Origin of the sequence: Paraburkholderia sp. Clong3 (assembly GCF_050436485.1) — a bacterium.
In the GTDB taxonomy this organism is placed as follows: Bacteria; Pseudomonadota; Gammaproteobacteria; order Burkholderiales; family Burkholderiaceae; genus Paraburkholderia; species Paraburkholderia tuberum.
Window position 1 is genome coordinate 2996679 of record NZ_JBNDMH010000002.1, and the last position, 16503, is coordinate 3013181.

16 protein-coding genes are annotated in these 16503 nt (G+C 64.9%); 10 read left to right on the forward strand and 6 right to left on the reverse strand.

What is annotated here, in order from left to right:
* Nucleotides 1-126: 126 nt before the first annotated feature.
* On the reverse strand, nucleotides 127-351 hold the full coding sequence (locus tag OKW30_RS17980) for a cysteine-rich CWC family protein (RefSeq protein ID WP_184068962.1): 225 nt from the start codon (nucleotides 349-351) through the stop codon (nucleotides 127-129).
* Between the two features lie 265 nt (nucleotides 352-616).
* On the opposite strand from OKW30_RS17980, the gene argB reads away from it, so the two are divergent.
* The 7 genes from argB (at nucleotide 617) to OKW30_RS18015 (ending at nucleotide 7966) form a co-directional block, all read left to right on the forward strand.
* Nucleotides 617-1516 carry an acetylglutamate kinase gene (argB, locus tag OKW30_RS17985; protein ID WP_184068966.1) on the forward strand — a complete coding sequence of 300 codons (900 nt, stop codon included), beginning with the start codon at nucleotides 617-619 and terminating at the stop codon, nucleotides 1514-1516.
* A 157-nt stretch (nucleotides 1517-1673) separates the two neighbouring features.
* Nucleotides 1674-2441 carry a pyrimidine 5'-nucleotidase gene (locus OKW30_RS17990; protein ID WP_184068970.1) on the forward strand — a complete coding sequence of 256 codons (768 nt, stop codon included), beginning with the start codon at nucleotides 1674-1676 and terminating at the stop codon, nucleotides 2439-2441.
* 41 nt (nucleotides 2442-2482) lie between these two features.
* Nucleotides 2483-3193, forward strand: coding sequence for a nucleoid occlusion factor SlmA (gene slmA, locus OKW30_RS17995; protein ID WP_184068973.1), 711 nt, complete (start codon nucleotides 2483-2485; stop codon nucleotides 3191-3193).
* A gap of 321 nt (nucleotides 3194-3514) precedes the next feature.
* Nucleotides 3515-4660 (forward strand): homoserine O-succinyltransferase MetX, encoded by a 1146-nt coding sequence (gene metX / locus OKW30_RS18000; protein WP_184068976.1) that lies wholly within the window; start codon nucleotides 3515-3517, stop codon nucleotides 4658-4660.
* Complete coding sequence (gene metW / locus OKW30_RS18005) at nucleotides 4657-5265, forward strand: methionine biosynthesis protein MetW (RefSeq protein WP_090802214.1); 609 nt, start codon at nucleotides 4657-4659, stop codon at nucleotides 5263-5265. Before metX ends, metW begins: the two co-directional genes overlap by 4 nt.
* Before the next feature lie 14 nt (nucleotides 5266-5279).
* A complete protein-coding gene (locus OKW30_RS18010) occupies nucleotides 5280-6674 on the forward strand; it encodes an AmpG family muropeptide MFS transporter (RefSeq protein WP_429347279.1) in 1395 nt (464 codons plus the stop codon).
* Nucleotides 6671-7966, forward strand: a complete 1296-nt coding sequence (locus OKW30_RS18015) for a M48 family metallopeptidase (RefSeq protein WP_429347280.1) — start codon at nucleotides 6671-6673, stop codon at nucleotides 7964-7966. The genes OKW30_RS18010 and OKW30_RS18015 overlap by 4 nt, the downstream gene beginning before the upstream one ends.
* Before the next feature lie 45 nt (nucleotides 7967-8011).
* On the opposite strand, the gene OKW30_RS18020 is transcribed toward OKW30_RS18015, so the two are convergent.
* The 5 genes from OKW30_RS18020 to gatC all read right to left on the reverse strand — a co-directional run bounded on the left by OKW30_RS18020 (nucleotide 8012) and on the right by gatC (nucleotide 13259).
* Nucleotides 8012-8797, reverse strand: coding sequence for an exodeoxyribonuclease III (locus OKW30_RS18020; RefSeq protein WP_184025852.1), 786 nt, complete (start codon nucleotides 8795-8797; stop codon nucleotides 8012-8014).
* Nucleotides 8798-8849: 52 nt separating this feature from the next.
* A complete protein-coding gene (locus tag OKW30_RS18025) occupies nucleotides 8850-9689 on the reverse strand; it encodes a PPK2 family polyphosphate kinase (RefSeq protein WP_184068985.1) in 840 nt (279 codons plus the stop codon).
* Nucleotides 9690-9832: 143 nt separating this feature from the next.
* Complete coding sequence (gene gatB, locus OKW30_RS18030; RefSeq protein WP_429347281.1) at nucleotides 9833-11308, reverse strand: Asp-tRNA(Asn)/Glu-tRNA(Gln) amidotransferase subunit GatB; 1476 nt, start codon at nucleotides 11306-11308, stop codon at nucleotides 9833-9835.
* Between the two features lie 5 nt (nucleotides 11309-11313).
* Complete coding sequence (gene gatA / locus OKW30_RS18035) at nucleotides 11314-12801, reverse strand: Asp-tRNA(Asn)/Glu-tRNA(Gln) amidotransferase subunit GatA (RefSeq protein WP_429347282.1); 1488 nt, start codon at nucleotides 12799-12801, stop codon at nucleotides 11314-11316.
* 158 nt (nucleotides 12802-12959) lie between these two features.
* A complete protein-coding gene (gatC, locus tag OKW30_RS18040; protein ID WP_018419087.1) occupies nucleotides 12960-13259 on the reverse strand; it encodes an Asp-tRNA(Asn)/Glu-tRNA(Gln) amidotransferase subunit GatC in 300 nt (99 codons plus the stop codon).
* A gap of 372 nt (nucleotides 13260-13631) precedes the next feature.
* On the opposite strand from gatC, the gene OKW30_RS18045 reads away from it, so the two are divergent.
* The 3 genes from OKW30_RS18045 (at nucleotide 13632) to mreD (ending at nucleotide 16449) form a co-directional block, all read left to right on the forward strand.
* Nucleotides 13632-14675: a rod shape-determining protein gene (locus tag OKW30_RS18045; protein ID WP_004189550.1), complete on the forward strand. Its 1044-nt coding sequence runs from the start codon at nucleotides 13632-13634 to the stop codon at nucleotides 14673-14675.
* A gap of 155 nt (nucleotides 14676-14830) precedes the next feature.
* Nucleotides 14831-15940 carry a rod shape-determining protein MreC gene (gene mreC / locus OKW30_RS18050; protein WP_429347283.1) on the forward strand — a complete coding sequence of 370 codons (1110 nt, stop codon included), beginning with the start codon at nucleotides 14831-14833 and terminating at the stop codon, nucleotides 15938-15940.
* Nucleotides 15937-16449, forward strand: a complete 513-nt coding sequence (gene mreD / locus OKW30_RS18055) for a rod shape-determining protein MreD (RefSeq protein ID WP_090802227.1) — start codon at nucleotides 15937-15939, stop codon at nucleotides 16447-16449. The genes mreC and mreD overlap by 4 nt, the downstream gene beginning before the upstream one ends.
* Nucleotides 16450-16503: the final 54 nt, after the last annotated feature.

A 16503-nucleotide genomic window follows, 5' to 3' on the forward strand; every position in this document is an offset into this window, starting at 1 on the left:
TCGGCAGCCGCGGTTCGGCGAATGGGAGCCGGCGCTGGAAGCGATTGTGCGCGATCTGCGGGCGCGGGTGGCGCAGCATCGCCGCGCGCCGGCGGTTTCTGATCGGCCCCGGGGCAAATCCGACCATCACGGCCGCTCATGCTCACTCGCCGCGTGTGTCGCCTGTGCAATCTCCGCGGCCAGACACTCCGGGCACAGACACCGGCCGCCTGGCTTTAACCGCTCGACCGGTAGCGGCGGCAGCGCGCGGCACCAGCAGTTGGACGGCTCAGTCTGCATGCCGCAGTCGAAAGCATTGCCGCAGCGCGGACAGCGTGCGCTGCGTTCGGAGCGGGGGGAAGACGATTTCATCGCAGATCGGCGCTCAGGGCCGGGGACATTGATCAAGCCATGATGCCATGACTGACACGCTCAGGTGCAGTCGTCCGTTCGGCCAATGCACAGCCGTCACGCAAGTGCGTTACGCTTGCTGTTCGCCACCCCCGCGGCGCGTCATGGTGCGGTACGCCAAGCCTGCACCGCCCGTCGCTCGCGCCGCGGCCGAAAACCCTGTTGCAGCGCGCCAGTCCTGTACAATTCGCGCTGTTTCAACTGTTCCGTGCCCGAGCCTGCCGCCATGTCCGAGCTTCCCGACCTCTCGCAGATTGCGCCCACCCTGAAAGCCGAAATTCTGGCCGAGGCGCTGCCTTACATCCGTCAGTATCACGGTAAGACCGTGGTCATCAAATACGGCGGCAACGCCATGACCGAAGAGCGTCTGAAGCAGGGCTTCGCGCGCGACGTGATTCTGCTGAAACTGGTCGGCATCAACCCGGTCATCGTGCACGGCGGCGGTCCGCAAATCGACCAGGCGCTTAAGAAAATCGGCAAACAGGGCACGTTCATCCAGGGCATGCGCGTCACCGACGAAGAGACGATGGAAGTCGTCGAATGGGTGCTCGGGGGCGAGGTGCAGCAGGACATCGTGATGCTGATCAACCACTTCGGCGGCCACGCGGTCGGCCTGACCGGCAAGGATGGCGGCCTGATCCACGCGCGCAAGATGCTGATGCCCGATCGCGAAACTCCGGGCCAGTACGTCGACATCGGCCAGGTCGGCGAAGTCGAGTCGATCAACCCGGCGGTCGTGAAGGCGTTGCAGGACGACGCGTTCATTCCGGTCATCTCGCCGATCGGCTGCGGCGAAGACGGCCTGTCGTACAACATCAACGCGGATCTCGTCGCGGGCAAGCTGGCGGTCGTGCTGAACGCCGAAAAGCTCGTCATGATGACCAACATCCCCGGCGTGATGGACAAGGAAGGCAATCTGCTGACCGACCTGTCGGCGCGCGAAATCGACGGTCTGTTCGAAGACGGCACGATCTCCGGCGGCATGCTGCCGAAGATCTCGTCCGCGCTCGATGCGGCGAAGAGCGGCGTGCGCTCGGTGCACATCATCGACGGCCGCATCGAGCACTCGGTGCTGCTCGAAATTCTGACCGAACAGCCGTTCGGCACGATGATCCGCTCGCATTGATCGTTGCGGCATCCCCGGCACAGGGGTTGCGTCCGAACGGCGCGACGCCTGTGCCCCACCTCGCGGCCGGCAGTCCATGCGCGCCCCCGAGCGTTGATGCAGCAATCTCTGCGCATCCGCAGCATGAAACGCCCGTCAGCGGCTGAAGAAATTCACCATGCGCACCCCCACTTCGCGGCGCCGCCGTCCTGACCTCGCAGGCGGCAAGCCCGTCTGGCTGTTCGATCTCGACAACACGCTGCACCGCGCGTCACATGCCATTTTCCCCGCGATCAATCGCGGCATGACCCAGTACATCATCGACGCGCTGCAAGTCGACATCGACGAAGCCAACCGTCTGCGCACCGGCTACACGCTGCGCTACGGCGCAGCACTGCTCGGTCTCACGCGCCACCATCCGCTCGACGCGCACGACTTCCTGAAGGTCGTGCACACGTTCCCCGACCTCTGCTCGATGATCCGTCACGAGCGCGGCGTCGCGCGTCTGATCGCGGCGCTGCCGGGCCGCAAGATCGTGCTGACCAACGCGCCCGAAACCTACGCGCGCGCGGTGCTCGCCGAGTTGCGCATCGAGCGGCTATTCGAGCGCGTGATCGCGATCGAGCACATGCGCGATCGCCGCCAATGGCGCGCGAAGCCCGATCACGCGATGCTGCGCCGCGCGATGCGCGACGCGCACGTGTCGCTGAAAGACGCGATCCTCGTCGAGGACACGCGTTCGCACCTGAAAAACTATCGACGGCTCGGCATCCGCACCGTGTGGATCACCGGGCACCTGGCGCGCAAGCCGCGCGCGGACGGTGTACCGACGCGCCTGCCGGGCACCGGCCGGCCGCATTATGTCGACCGCAGCATTCGTTCGCTAAAATCGCTACGACCGGGCACGCGCTCGGTTCGATGGAAGGGACGCACGCCGGGACAGTAGGGACGAAAGCCGCCAACGACATCAGCCGGGGGACCACAGCCATGCAGCCGATCGACAAGCCTGACGAAACCTCAGCCGCAGCCTCCCCCGCGGCGCCGGCCGCCACACGCTCGCCGCGTCCGAAGCCGGGCGAGCGTCGCGTGCACATCCTGCAGACGCTTGCCAGCATGCTCGAGGCGCCGAAGCGCGAGAAGGTCACCACGGCCGCGCTCGCCGCCCGGCTAGGTGTGTCGGAAGCCGCGCTGTATCGCCATTTCGCCAGCAAGGCGCAGATGTTCGAAGGGCTGATCGAGTTCATCGAGCAGACGCTGTTCGGCCTCATCAACCAGATCACCAATCACGAAAACAACGGCGTGCTGCAGGCGCGCGCGATCGCGCTGATGCTGCTCAACTTTCCCGCGAAAAATCCCGGCATGACGCGCGTGCTGACCTGCGAGGCGCTGATCGGCGAGCACGAGCGACTCACCGAGCGCGTGAACCAGATGCTCGAGCGCGTCGAGGCATCGCTGAAGCAGTGCTTGCGGCTGGCGCAGACCGAAGCGCTTGCCCGTGCGAATAACGACGTCACAGGCAACGCCGGCCCGCAGACCGCACCGCAATCCGCTGCGTTGCCTGCCGACTACGATCCTGCAATTCGCGCGAGCCTGGTGGTGAGCTACGTGATCGGCCGCTGGCATCGCTATGTGCGCAGCGGTTTCGCGCGGCCGCCCGCCGAACACGCGGACGAGCAACTGCTGCTGATTCTTCAGTAGTCCGCGAGGACTCGCCCCCTTCGCGCGGCATCGCCCGTGCCGCTGCCGCGCGGAATTTTCCGCTATACTTTGCGCCTGATGTTGCCGCGGCCTTCCGATGCATAAGGGACCGCGCCAAGGCATCCCGAAGCACGTTGCACCCGGTTTCACACCCCTTCACGCGCCGATTTGCTGACTCGATTGCGGGCGCGCGAACCCTTGGCCCCAGGCCCGCGGTTCACTATAAATGCGGCTAAAGAGGTCGTCAGCTTCGCACATCGTCCTTCTCTTCGTGCTTCGCCGACGCCGTTTAGCCGCCCTGTTGACTCAATGGCGGAATGAATGGAATCCATCGGCATCGTCGCTCCCCAAAAAATGCATTTCACCGAGCCGCTGCCATTACGCAACGGCAGCTCGCTCGCAGGCTACGACCTGATGGTCGAGACCTACGGCACGCTCAATGCCGCGCGCAGCAATGCGGTGCTCGTGTGCCACGCGCTGAACGCATCGCATCACGTGGCGGGCGTGTACGCCGACAATCCGAAGGACATCGGCTGGTGGGACAACATGGTCGGCCCGGGCAAGCCGCTCGATACCGACAGGTTTTTCGTGATCGGCGTGAACAACCTCGGCTCGTGCTTCGGCTCGACCGGGCCGATGAGCATCGACCCCGCGACCGGCAAGCCGTATGGCGCGACCTTTCCGGTCGTCACCGTCGAAGACTGGGTCAACGCTCAGGCGCGCGTCGCCGACGCGTTCGGCATCACGCGCTTCGCCGCCGTGATGGGCGGCAGTCTCGGCGGCATGCAGGCGCTCGCGTGGAGCATGATGTATCCGGAGCGGGTCGCGCATTGCATCGTGGTCGCATCGACGCCGAAACTGTCCGCGCAGAACATCGCGTTCAACGAGGTCGCACGCTCGGCGATCCTGTCGGACCCCGACTTCCACGGCGGCAACTACTACGCGCACGGCGTGAAACCGAAGCGCGGCCTGCGCGTCGCGCGGATGATCGGCCACATCACGTATTTGTCGGACGACGACATGGCCGAAAAATTCGGCCGCTCGCTGCGTCGCGCGGAAGGCGCGCTCGATGACTACAACTTCAGCTTCGACGTCGAGTTCGAAGTGGAATCGTATCTGCGCTATCAGGGCGACAAGTTCGCCGACTACTTCGACGCGAACACCTACCTGCTGATCACGCGCGCGCTCGACTACTTCGATCCGGCCAAGGCCTTCGACGGCGATCTGACCGCCGCGCTGGCGCACACCACCGCGAAGTATCTGATCGCGAGCTTCTCGACCGACTGGCGTTTCGCGCCGGCACGCTCGCGCGAACTGGTGAAGGCGCTGCTCGACCACAAGCGCACGGTCACCTATGCGGAGATCGACGCGCCGCACGGCCACGACGCCTTCCTGCTCGACGATGCGCGCTATCACAACCTGCTGCGCGCCTACTACGAACGCATTGCAAACGAGGTTAACGCATGAACCAGCGAGCACTTGATTACCTGGCATTGCGCCCGGACTTCCGCGCGATCGCCCGCTGGGTCGAACCGCGCGCGACCGTGCTCGATCTCGGCTGCGCGGACGGCTCGCTGCTGTCGCTGCTGAACGAAGAACTGGACGTGCAGGGCTACGGCATCGAGATCAACGACGCCGGCGTGCTCGCCGCGACGCAGAAGGGCGTCAACGTGATCCAGCAGAATCTCGAAGACGGCCTGCGCCTGTTCGAAGACGGCAGCTTCGATTTCGCGGTGCTGTCGCAGACGCTGCAGACGATTCATCAGACCGCGGCGATCCTGCGCGAGACGGTGCGCGTCGGCAAGCAATGCATCGTGTCGTTTCCGAATTTCGGCTATTGGGCGCATCGGCTGTCGGTGTTGCAGGGGCGTATGCCGGTGTCGAAGTCGCTGCCTTATCAATGGCACAACACGCCGAACGTGCGTGTGCTGACGATCAAGGACTTCGAAGCGCTCGCGCCCGAGGTCGGCATCGAGATTCTCGATCGCGTCGTGCTGCATGACGGACAGGTGGTGCGTTGGGGCGTGAACTGGCGTGGTAGTCTTGCGGTCTATCGCGTCAAGAAAAGCTAACGTCACTTATCCACATGTCGAACCCGCCGCACGAGGCGCCCGCACTTACCGCTCACGAAGAACATCCCGGCTGGCGCGCGTTTTTGAATACGCGCATGCTGATTTGCGTCTTTCTCGGCTTCACGTCGGGATTGCCGCTGTTTACGCTCGTCTACCTCGTGCAGGCGTGGCTGCGCTCGGAAGGCGTCAATCTGAAGGAAATCGGCCTCTTCGCGCTGATCCAGTTTCCGTACACCTGGAAATTCGTCTGGGCACCGCTGATGGACCGCTACGTACCGCGCGTGCCCGGTTGGCGGCCCGGCAGACGGCGCGGCTGGATGCTCGTCACGCAATTGCTCGTGGCCGGCGCGATGGCGACGCTCGGTTTCGTGTCGCCACGCGAATCGATCTGGACCGTCGCCGCGCTGACCGCTCTGGTCGCGTTCTTCGGCGCGAGCTCCGACATCGTGATCGACGCGTACCGGCGTGAATTGCTCAGCGACACGCAGCAGGGCCTCGGCAACGCGGTGCACGTGAACGCGTACAAGATCGCGGCGCTCGTGCCCGGTTCGCTCGCGCTGATTTTGTCCGATCATCTGCCGTGGAGCACCGTCTTCATCGTGACGGCCGCGTTCATGCTGCCGGGCGTTCTGATGACGCTGGTGGTGCGCGAGCCCGAGGTGCACGGCGAGCCGCCGAAGAATCTGCGCGAGGCGATCGTCGAGCCGTTCAGGGAATTCATTCAGCGCGACGGCTGGCGCGCTGCCCTTTTCGTGCTCGGCTTCATCTTCCTTTACAAGCTCGGCGATACGATGGCGACCACGCTGTCCACGTCGTTCTTCCTCGACATCGGCTTTTCGCGCACGCAGATCGGCGTGATCGCCAAGACCACGGCGTTCGGCGCGAGTCTCGCGGGCGGCATCGTCGGCGGGATCTGGCTGATGAAGATCGGCATCGGCCGCGGCTTGTGGATCTTCGGTTTGCTGCAGATGGTGTCGACGCTCGGCTTCGCGTGGCTCGCGCATCTCGGGCCGGATTCGCCCGGACTTGCCGCGATTTACAACATTGCCGTCGCACTGAGCCAGGGGACGACGAAGCTGCTGTCGTTGGTCGGCATCGACTGGAGCGTGCAGCTCGATCCACGCTCGGTCGCGCTCGCGCTCGTGTACGGCTTCGAGACCTTCGCCACCGGTCTCACGATGGCCGCATTCACCGCGTTTATCGCGAGCACCACCGATCCGCGCTACACCGCGACGCAGTTCGCGCTGTTCACGAGCCTCGCGTCGGTGCCGCGCACGCTCGCGTCGGCGGCGAGCGGCTATGTGGTCGCGCGGATGGGCTGGTTCAACTACTTCATCCTCTGCACCGCGCTCGCGGTGCCCGGCATGCTGCTGCTGGTGCGTATCGCGCCGTGGAGGGACCGGTCGTGAAGGTACCGATTCCGACCCGCGCGCGCCGCGCCGCACTCGGCGCCGTAAGCGTCCTCGGTTGCGCGAGCGTCGCGCTGGCGATGCCGGCGGGCGCCTATGCGGCCGGCACGCCGGCGACTGGCGCCAGCCCGGTGAGCGGCGCGCAAGCGCGCGCGCCGGCCGCCGCGACCACCAGCGGTGCGACGCCCAACCCGGCCCCGATGCCTGCGGCCAGGTCCGCGACCAGCGGCGCCAGCGCCGCGGAAAACGCGACTTCGGCTGCAGCCGGCAACAGCGGCAACAACAGCGCCAGCGGTGCCAATCCTGGCGCGAATAACAGCACCGGCGCCAACGCCGGTGCCCCGGGCACGCCCAGCGCTAGCGGTAGCGCTCCGGGCGCCGCTACCTCCGGCTCCGCGCCGCAGCCCGCGCCCCCTCCCGCCACCGCCAAAGCGCCCGCCGCGGCATCGCCCCCCGCGGCCGTCCCGCCGCCCTACTACGTGAGCCCGCAACTGCGCTACGGCGGCTACATGGTGTTCCGCAACCTGATCCCGTCGTCGATACTCGAGGCGCAGGCCGCCGAGGAGTTCAGCCAGATCGTCTACGGCGCCAGCCACGCGAACCGCCTGTACGGCGAGACGGACGCGCGCGTGACGCGCGTGCGCTCGATCATCAACCGGATGATTCCGTACTCGTTGAAATGGAACGAGCGAGCCAGGCTCTGGAAGTGGGAAGTCGCGGTGGTGCGCTCGAACGACATCCGCATGTACTGCCTGCCGGGCGGCAAGATCGTCGTCTATAGCGGGATTCTCGATCGCGTCCGCCTGAACGACAACGAGGTCGGCATGCTGATCGGCCATGAGATCGCGCACGCGTTGCGCGAGCACGCGCGCATGCGGCTCGGTCAGTTGCAGGCGAGCCAGCTCGATTCGTCCGGCACGATTCCGCAACTGTTCGGCCTCGCCGATCTGGGCATGGCGCCGCTCGGCATCGGTTCGCGTCTGCTGGAAATGAAGTACGAGAGCACCGACGAAACCGAAGCCGACGTGATTGGCAGCGATATCGCGTCGCGCGCCGGCTTCGATCCGCGCGCGGCGGTCACGCTGTGGGATAAGCTCGCGCAGGCGACGCGCGGCAGTCGCGGCCAGGGCTTCATCTACGTGCACCCGTACACGCCGGCGCGCCGCGACGACATCATCAAGCGGCTGCCGGACATGCTGCCGCTGTACGCGAAGGCAATCGGCAAGAGCGTCGACGAGTTGCCCGATTATGCAGGCATCGGTCGGCCGACCCGCAAGCCTGCGCGCGACTGATATCGGTGCTGTCGGAGAGCGGCGCGCTCAAGCGCCGCGCCTTGCTTACTTCTTGATCTTGACCTTATGGTCGTAGTCGACGGTCAGCGGCGCATGGTCGCTGAACTTGATGTCGCGGAACACGTCGGTGCGCTTCGCCTTGCTTGCGATGCCCGGCGTCGCGATCTGGTAATCGATCCGCCACCCGACGTTCTTCGCATACGCCTGACCGCGATTGCTCCACCACGTGTACTGCTCGGGCCGCTGGTCGAGCGTGCGGAACACGTCCACATAACCGACTTCGTCGAACAGTTTGTCGAGCCATGCGCGCTCTTCGGGCAGGCAGCCCGAATTCTTCTGGTTGCTCTTCCAGTTCTTGATGTCGATTTCCTTGTGCACGATGTTCACGTCGCCGCACACGATCACCTCGCGCTCCTTCGCCAGTTCGGCGAGATGCGGCATGAACTCGTCCATGAAACGGAACTTGGCCTGCTGGCGCTCGTCGCCGCTCGACCCCGACGGCACATACACCGAGACCACCGACAGCTTGCCGAAACGCAGCTCGACGTAGCGCCCTTCCGGGTCGAACTCCTCGCTGCCGAAGCCGATGACCACTTCGTCCGGCTCATGACGCGTATAGACGCCCGCGCCGCTATAACCCTTTTTTACCGCATGCTGGAAATAGCCGGTGAAATCATGCGGCGCCATGAACTCCGGCGTCATATCATCCTGCGAGCATTTGATTTCCTGCACGCAAAGCACGTCGGCGCCCTGTTCGCCGAACCAGTCGAAAAAGCCCTTCTTCGCCGCCGAGCGGATGCCGTTGAGGTTGGCGGTAATCACACGCAACATGTCTTTCCTCTTTTGTTCGATTCGTTTCTGAAGCCAAGGGGCAAGGCCGCGTTCACTCGACCTTGACGCCCTTCAGCGATTCCTTGGCCGGCGGATATTCGAGCTTCAGCGCGTCGAGCGTGCGCAGCAGCAGTTCGGCGACCATCACGTTGCGATGCGTCTTCGACTCGGCCGGAATCACGTACCACGGCGCGTATTCGGTCGACGTCGCGGCCAGTGTGTCGCGATACGCGGACTGATAAGCGTCCCACTGCTTGCGCGCTTCGAGATCCGACACGTCGAATTTCCAGTGCTTCAGCGGATCGTCGATGCGCTCCTGCAAACGCACACGCTGCTCGTCCCTTGAAATGTGCAGCATGCACTTGAGAATCGTCGCGCCGCTGTCGGCGAGCATCTCCTCGAACTGACGGATGTGGCGGCACCGCTGCTGGAACGCCGCGGCGTCGAGCGCGCCCAGCACGGTCGGCACGAGCAGGTCTTCGTAGTGACTGCGGTTGAAGATCGTCAGCTCGCCGGCCGCGGGTGCCTGCGAATGCACGCGCCACAGGAAGTCGTGCGCGAGTTCGACGGGCGTCGGCGCCTTGAACGGCACGATGCGCAAGCCGAGCGGATCGACTTCGTGAAATACCGCGCGGATCGTGCCGTCCTTGCCGCTCGTGTCCATGCCTTGCAGCACTAGCAGAACGCGGCGCGTGCGCTGCGCGTGCAACCGCTCCTGCAGGTTGTCGAGCAGCAGGCCTACTTCCGACAGACGCGCGCGGTCAGCGTCTTTCGAGCCGCTCGAAAACGGCTTCGCCTTCGGATCGAAATGGTCGAGCGAGAAGTGGTTTTTTTTCTTGCCGTCGTCGAAATACGGCACGCGGAAATCGTCGAGATCGGGTTGCTTTGTCATGCATACACTCCAAGGTCTACGCTTGCCTACGCTTAACCGGCTGAAGCGGGTCCGCAAAATAAAACGGGCCGTTGCCCTGCTTCGATCCGGCAACGGCCCGTGGTGACACGGGCGCGATCACGCCCGGCCCGCGGCACTTCAACTCAGGACAACTTCTTCTTGAGCAATTCATTGACCTGAGCAGGGTTGGCCTTACCCTTGGTTGCTTTCATCGCCTGGCCGATCAGCGCGTTGAACGCCTTTTCCTTGCCGGCGCGATATTCGTCGACCGACTTCTGGTTCGCGGCGAGCACTTCGTCGATGATCGCTTCGAGCGCGCCGGTGTCCGAAATCTGCGTCAAGCCTTTCGCCTCGATGATGCGATCGGCGGCGGCTTCGTCGGTGGCCTTCTCTTCCCAGATCGCGAGGAAGATTTCCTTCGCGATCTTGTTCGAGATCGTACCGTCGGCAATACGTTGCAGAACCAGCGCGAGCTGCGCGGCCGAGACCGGGCACGCGGCAATGTCGAGGCCTTCGCGATTGAGCTGCGACGACACTTCACCCATCACCCAGTTCGCCGCGACCTTCGCGTTGGCCGCACCGAACTTGGCGACCACCGCTTCGTAGTAAGCGGCCGTCGCCTTGCTCGAGGTCAGCACGTTCGCGTCGTACGGCGTGAGTCCGTACTGCGACACGAAGCGCCGCTGGATCGCTTCCGGCAGTTCCGGCATCTCGCTCTTCACGCGCTCGACCCACGCGGCGTCGATCACGAGCGGCATCAGGTCGGGGTCGGGGAAATAGCGGTAGTCATGCGCGTCTTCCTTGCTGCGCATCGAACGCGTCTCGCGCTTGTCCGGATCGTACAGACGCGTTTCCTGCACCACCGTGCCGCCGTCTTCGATCAGTTCGATCTGGCGACGCACTTCGTACTGGATCGCTTCTTCGAGGAAGCGGAACGAGTTCAGGTTCTTGGTCTCGGTGCGCGTGCCGAATTCCTTCTGGCCGACCGGACGCACCGACACGTTCGCGTCGCAGCGGAACGAGCCTTCCTGCATGTTGCCGTCGCAGATGCCGAGCCACACGACGAGCGTGTGCAGCGACTTCGCGTAGGCAACGGCCTCGGCCGCGCTGCGCATTTCCGGCTCGGTGACGATTTCGAGCAGCGGCGTGCCGGCGCGATTCAGGTCGATGCCGGTCATGCCCGCGAAGTCTTCGTGCAGCGACTTGCCCGCGTCTTCCTCGAGGTGGGCGCGCGTCAGGTTGATGGTTTTCTCGTACGCTTCCTTGCCCGCCTTTTCATTGGCCGGCACCTGGATCGTCACCTGACCGCCCTGCACGACGGGAATTTCGTACTGGCTGATCTGGTAGCCCTTCGGCAGGTCCGGGTAGAAATAATTCTTGCGCGCGAAGATGCTGCGCGGCGCCACCGTTGCGCCGATCGCGAGGCCGAACTGAATGGCGCGTTCGACCGCGCCGCGGTTCATCACCGGCAGCGTGCCGGGCAAGGCCAGATCGACGGGGCTCGCCTGCGTGTTCGGCGCGGCGCCGAATTGCGTCGCGGTGCCCGAGAAGATTTTCGAATGCGTCGACAACTGCGTGTGGGTCTCCAGACCGATCACGACTTCCCATTGTTTGGTCATGGTGCTCACACTCCTGCCGGTGCCTGACGGTGCCAGTCGGTCGCGCGCTGGAACGCGCCGGCCACCTGCAGCATCCGGGCTTCGTTGAAATAGTTGCCGATGATCTGCAGACCGACCGGACGCTGCGCATTCGCGCCCGCGCCGAAACCGCACGGCACGCTCATGCCCGGCAGGCCGGCGAGGCTCACCGACAGCGTATAGATGTCGGCCAGATACATCTGCACCGGATCGTCGCCCTTCGCGCCGATGTCCCACGCCACCGACGGCGCGACCGGTCCCATGATCACGTCGCACTGCTTGAACGCTTGCTGGAAGTCCTGCGCGATGATGCGGCGGATCTTCTGCGCCTGCAGGTAGTACGCGTCGTAGTAGCCGTGCGACAGCACGTAGGTGCCGACCAGAATGCGGCGCTTCACTTCCGGGCCGAAGCCTTCGGCGCGCGACTTCTTGTACATGTCGAGCAGATCGCGGTACCCGGCCGCGCGATGGCCAAACCGCACGCCATCGAAACGCGACAGGTTCGACGATGCTTCGGCCGGCGCGATCACGTAGTAGACCGGGATCGACAGTTCGGTCTTCGGCAGCGACACCTCGACGAGCGTCGCGCCGAGCGCTTCGTAGTGCTTCAAGGCGGTGTCGATCGACGCGCGCACGTCGTCGGCGAGACCGGGGCCGAAATACTCCTTCGGCAGGCCGATGCGCAGACCGGCGAGCGGCTTGTCCGTGCCGCCGTCCTGCCACGACTTGCCGAGATAGCGCGTGTAGTCCTCGTGCTCGTGCGAGAGGCTCGTCGAGTCGCGCTCGTCGAAGCCGGCCATCGCGTTGAGCAGCGCCGCGCAGTCCGCGGCGCTTTGCGCCAAAGGGCCGCCTTGGTCGAGCGACGACGCGAACGCGATCATGCCGTAGCGCGACACCCGGCCGTACGTCGGCTTGATGCCGGTGACGCCCGAGAACGACGCCGGCTGGCGAATCGAGCCGCCGGTGTCGGTGCCGGTCGCGGCGGGCGCGAGACGCCCGGCCACGGCGGCAGCCGAGCCGCCCGACGAACCGCCCGGCACGGCCTTGCGGTCCCACGGATTCTGCACGGCGCCGAAATACGAATTCTCGTTGGACGAACCCATCGCGAACTCGTCCATGTTGGTCTTGCCCACGCACACCATGCCGGCGTTCTGCAGACGCGCGACCACGGTCGCGTCGAACGGGCTTTCGTAGTTCGCGAGCATCTTCGAGCCGGCCGTGGAGCGCCAGCCCTTCGTGACGAACACATCCTTGTGCGCGATCGGCAGGCCGACCAGCGGGCCCGCATGGCCGGTGTGCAGCAGCGCGTCGGCGGCTTTCGCCTGCGCGAGCGTCAGTTCCGGATCGACCTGAATGAACGCGTTCAGGCTATTGGCCGCGTCGATCCGCTTCAGGTACAGCTGCGCCAGTTCGACTGCGGAGCATTGCTTGGCCGCGAGCGCGGCGCGCAGTTCGCTCAAACTTTTTTCATGCATTGCGTTTTATCCTGGAAAGCGCGGCAGCGTGGTCACGCCGCCGTGGAGGCGTTCGGTTGCCCGTCGGCAGACCGGTCCGGCAAGGTTCGCGGCGAGGACGCGCGTCTGGACCACGGAGGCTCGCGCAGACGCCAGACGCGGGGTCTGCCGGGCGGGTCTTATTCGATCACCTTCGGCACGAGGTACAGGCCGTCCTGAACGGCCGGCGCGGGGCGCTGGAAAGCCTCGCGCTCGACCGTCTCCGTGACGGCGTCGTCACGCAGACGCAGCGCGACGTCTTCGATCTGCTCGATCGGGTGGGCAAGCGGCGCGATGCCGGTGGTATCGACCGCCTGCATCTGCTCGACGAGGCCGAAAAAATCATTGAGCTGGGCACGCGTGTGCTCGGCGTCGGCATCGGCCAGTTCGAGTCGCGCGAGATGCGCGATGCGTTTTACATCGGTCAGGGTCAGAGCCATGCAGTCACCGGAAAGGGTGGAATGTCACAACAGTTAAAAAGTCGCGTTGTAACAGCGGGTTACGACAAGATAGGACAATCCAGAAAAAGGAGCGGCAATGACAAAATGTGCGCTCCGTTTCCTTCAAAACATCCAAAATTATAAGGTATCATTACGCGTTCGACCCAAACCCGGACCGACTTACCAAGGCCTTACGGACAATTCCAAGAACGTCCGGCGCTTTCCGCCCTGGCTTTGCAACGGCCTCCGGTAGACTCCCCCGCGGCTTCAAGTTCATGTGGCGTCGCTACCGCCCGGTTGAAGCTGTTATTTTTCCGCTGCCGCCCTACGCATACGGTGCGAGGCCCGGCCCCCAGCGAGACAGGATTTTGAATGTTCGGTTTTTTGCGCAGCTACTTCTCCAACGATCTGGCGATTGACCTCGGCACCGCCAACACCCTTATCTACATGCGCGGCAAGGGCATCGTTCTCGACGAACCGTCGGTCGTGTCGATCCGCCAGGAAGGCGGCCCCAACGGCAAGAAGACCATTCAGGCAGTCGGCAAGGAAGCCAAGCAGATGCTCGGCAAGGTGCCGGGCAACATCGAGGCGATCCGCCCGATGAAAGACGGCGTGATCGCCGACTTCACCGTCACCGAGCAGATGATCAAGCAGTTCATCAAGACTGCTCACGAATCGCGCATGTTCTCGCCGTCGCCTCGCATCATCATCTGCGTGCCGTGCGGTTCGACCCAGGTCGAGCGTCGCGCGATCAAGGAAGCCGCGCACGGCGCGGGCGCCTCGCAGGTGTATCTGATCGAAGAGCCGATGGCTGCCGCGATCGGCGCGGGCCTGCCGGTGTCGGAAGCAACGGGTTCGATGGTCGTCGACATCGGCGGCGGCACGACAGAAGTCGGCGTGATCTCGCTCGGCGGCATCGTGTACAAGGGCTCGGTGCGCGTCGGCGGCGACAAGTTCGACGAAGCGATCGTCAACTACATCCGCCGCAACTACGGCATGCTGATCGGCGAACAGACCGCCGAAGCCATCAAGAAGGAAATCGGCTCGGCGTTCCCGGGCTCCGAAGTCAAGGAAATGGAAGTGAAGGGCCGCAATCTGTCGGAAGGCATTCCGCGCAGCTTCACGATCTCCAGCAACGAAATCCTCGAAGCGCTGACCGATCCGCTGAACCAGATCGTGTCGTCGGTGAAGATCGCACTGGAACAGACGCCGCCGGAACTCGGCGCGGACATCGCCGAGCGCGGCATGATGCTGACCGGCGGTGGCGCGCTGCTGCGCGACCTCGATCGCCTGCTCGCCGAAGAAACCGGCCTGCCGGTGCTCGTCGCCGAAGACCCGCTGACCTGCGTCGTGCGCGGCTCGGGCATGGCGCTCGAACGCATGGACAAGCTCGGCAGCATCTTCTCGTACGAGTAAGCGAGCCCTTCCTCCCATGTCAGTAGCGCGGATCTGGCACACGGCCCCTTGTGGGCCGCTTTGTCGTTGGCTGGGCCGACCAGCCTCCGCGCGCTGACCGCGCGCGCCTTGCGCGTCGCCGTCTCACCCAACCGCTCACGCCCCCGGCGCCGACCATGGAATACAGTCCGCCGCCCCTGTTCAAGCAAGGCCCCTCCGCTCTGGCCCGACTGGTGTTCTTCGTCGTGCTGGCGCTCGCCCTGCTGATCTCCGATGCTCGCTTCCAGACGCTCGAAATCGTCCGCGGCGTGCTCGGCGCGGGTCTTTATCCTTTGCAGCGCGCAGCGCTCGTGCCGCGCGACATCTTCATGGGCGCCGCCGACCTCGCCGTGACGAGCGCCACGCTACGCGACGAGAACGCGAAGCTGCGCGCGAAGGATCTGCGGCTGTCGCAGCAGGCCAATCTGGCCGCGTCGCTCGCCGCCGAAAATGGCCATCTGCGCGCGCTGATGCAACTGTCGCAGAGCCTCACCACGCAATCGCTGCCCGCCGAAATCCAGTACGACACGCGCGATCCGTTCACGCAGAAGGTCGTGATCGGACGCGGCGCGCAGCAAGGCATCCAGAACGGCTCGCCGGTCGTCGACGAAGATGGCGTGATCGGCCAGGTCACACGGGTGTTCCCGCTGCAGGCCGAAGTCACGCTGCTGACGGACAAGGACCAGGCGGTGCCGGTCGAAATTCTGCGCACCGGCTTGCGCAGCGTGATCTACGGTACGCCGAAGGGTGACACGCTCGATCTGCGCTTCGTGCCGATCAGCGCCGACGTCCAGACCGGCGACGAGCTCGTCACGAGCGGCCTCGACGGCGTGTATCCGCCGGGGCTGCCGGTCGCGAAGGTCGTGCGCGTCGACAAGCAGGCCGACACCGCGTTTGCGCGCGTAGTCAGTCTGCCGGTCGCCGCGGTGCGCGGTGCGCGTCAGGTGCTCGTGCTGCACGTCCAGAACAACGCGCCGCCGCGCCCGGCGGACGAACCCGACGCGGCAACCGTCGCGAAGGAAGCGAAAGCGAAGAAGGGCGCCAAAGCAGCGGACGGCAAGGGCGCGGCGGACAAATCCGCCGCCAGGCCAGCCGACAGGAACGCCGCCGACAAAACGCCGACCGAAAAGCCCGCAGCCAAATCCGTGGAAAAGGCGCCGGGCAAAGCTGCGGCCGACAGGAAAGCCGAAAAGCCGGCCGCCGCGAAGAACGTGAAGCCGCAAGCCGAGCCGGGGGCTCAGCCATGAATCGCCCGCAATACATCCTGCAGCCCGTCAACCCGTACTTCATCGCGTTCAGCCTCGCTTCCGCGTTCCTGCTGAACCTGATGCCGTGGGGGCGTCTCGCCGGCGTGCCCGATTTCGTCGCACTCGTGCTGCTGTTCTGGAATGTCCATCAGCCGCGCAAGGTGGGCATGGGCATCGCGTTTCTGCTCGGTCTGCTGATGGACGTGCACAACGCGAGCCTGCTCGGCGAGCACGCGCTCGCCTACACGCTGCTGTCGTACGGCGCGATCACGATTCACCGCCGCGTGCTGTGGATGTCGCTCGGCGTGCAAATGTTCGCGGTGATGCCGCTGCTCGTCGTCGCGCAACTGGTGCCGTTCGTGATCCGGTTGTTGACCGGCGCGGCGTTTCCGGGCTGGAGTTATCTGATCGACGGTTTCGTCGAAGCTGCGCTGTGGCCGGTCGCCAGCATCTTGCTGCTGATGCCGCAGCGCCGCCCCGCCGACCCGGACGATACGCGCCCCATTTGATCCCGCATCGGGCTCACCGGCCGCGGCCAGTTTGGGCGCACACTCTTGATGGCC

Excerpts from the sequence above, each read along its gene's own strand:
- OKW30_RS17980 (WP_184068962.1), bottom strand. The coding sequence starts at position 351 with ATGAAATCGTCTTCCCCCCGCTCCGAACGCAGCGCACGCTGTCCGCGC.
- argB (WP_184068966.1), top strand. The coding sequence starts at position 617 with ATGTCCGAGCTTCCCGACCTCTCGCAGATTGCGCCCACCCTGAAAGCC.
- OKW30_RS17990 (WP_184068970.1), top strand. The coding sequence starts at position 1,674 with ATGCGCACCCCCACTTCGCGGCGCCGCCGTCCTGACCTCGCAGGCGGC.
- slmA (WP_184068973.1), top strand. The coding sequence starts at position 2,483 with ATGCAGCCGATCGACAAGCCTGACGAAACCTCAGCCGCAGCCTCCCCC.
- metX (WP_184068976.1), top strand. The coding sequence starts at position 3,515 with ATGGAATCCATCGGCATCGTCGCTCCCCAAAAAATGCATTTCACCGAG.
- metW (WP_090802214.1), top strand. The coding sequence starts at position 4,657 with ATGAACCAGCGAGCACTTGATTACCTGGCATTGCGCCCGGACTTCCGC.
- OKW30_RS18010 (WP_429347279.1), top strand. The coding sequence starts at position 5,280 with ATGTCGAACCCGCCGCACGAGGCGCCCGCACTTACCGCTCACGAAGAA.
- OKW30_RS18020 (WP_184025852.1), bottom strand. The coding sequence starts at position 8,797 with ATGTTGCGTGTGATTACCGCCAACCTCAACGGCATCCGCTCGGCGGCG.
- OKW30_RS18025 (WP_184068985.1), bottom strand. The coding sequence starts at position 9,689 with ATGACAAAGCAACCCGATCTCGACGATTTCCGCGTGCCGTATTTCGAC.
- gatB (WP_429347281.1), bottom strand. The coding sequence starts at position 11,308 with ATGACCAAACAATGGGAAGTCGTGATCGGTCTGGAGACCCACACGCAG.
- gatA (WP_429347282.1), bottom strand. The coding sequence starts at position 12,801 with ATGCATGAAAAAAGTTTGAGCGAACTGCGCGCCGCGCTCGCGGCCAAG.
- gatC (WP_018419087.1), bottom strand. The coding sequence starts at position 13,259 with ATGGCTCTGACCCTGACCGATGTAAAACGCATCGCGCATCTCGCGCGA.
- OKW30_RS18045 (WP_004189550.1), top strand. The coding sequence starts at position 13,632 with ATGTTCGGTTTTTTGCGCAGCTACTTCTCCAACGATCTGGCGATTGAC.
- mreC (WP_429347283.1), top strand. The coding sequence starts at position 14,831 with ATGGAATACAGTCCGCCGCCCCTGTTCAAGCAAGGCCCCTCCGCTCTG.
- mreD (WP_090802227.1), top strand. The coding sequence starts at position 15,937 with ATGAATCGCCCGCAATACATCCTGCAGCCCGTCAACCCGTACTTCATC.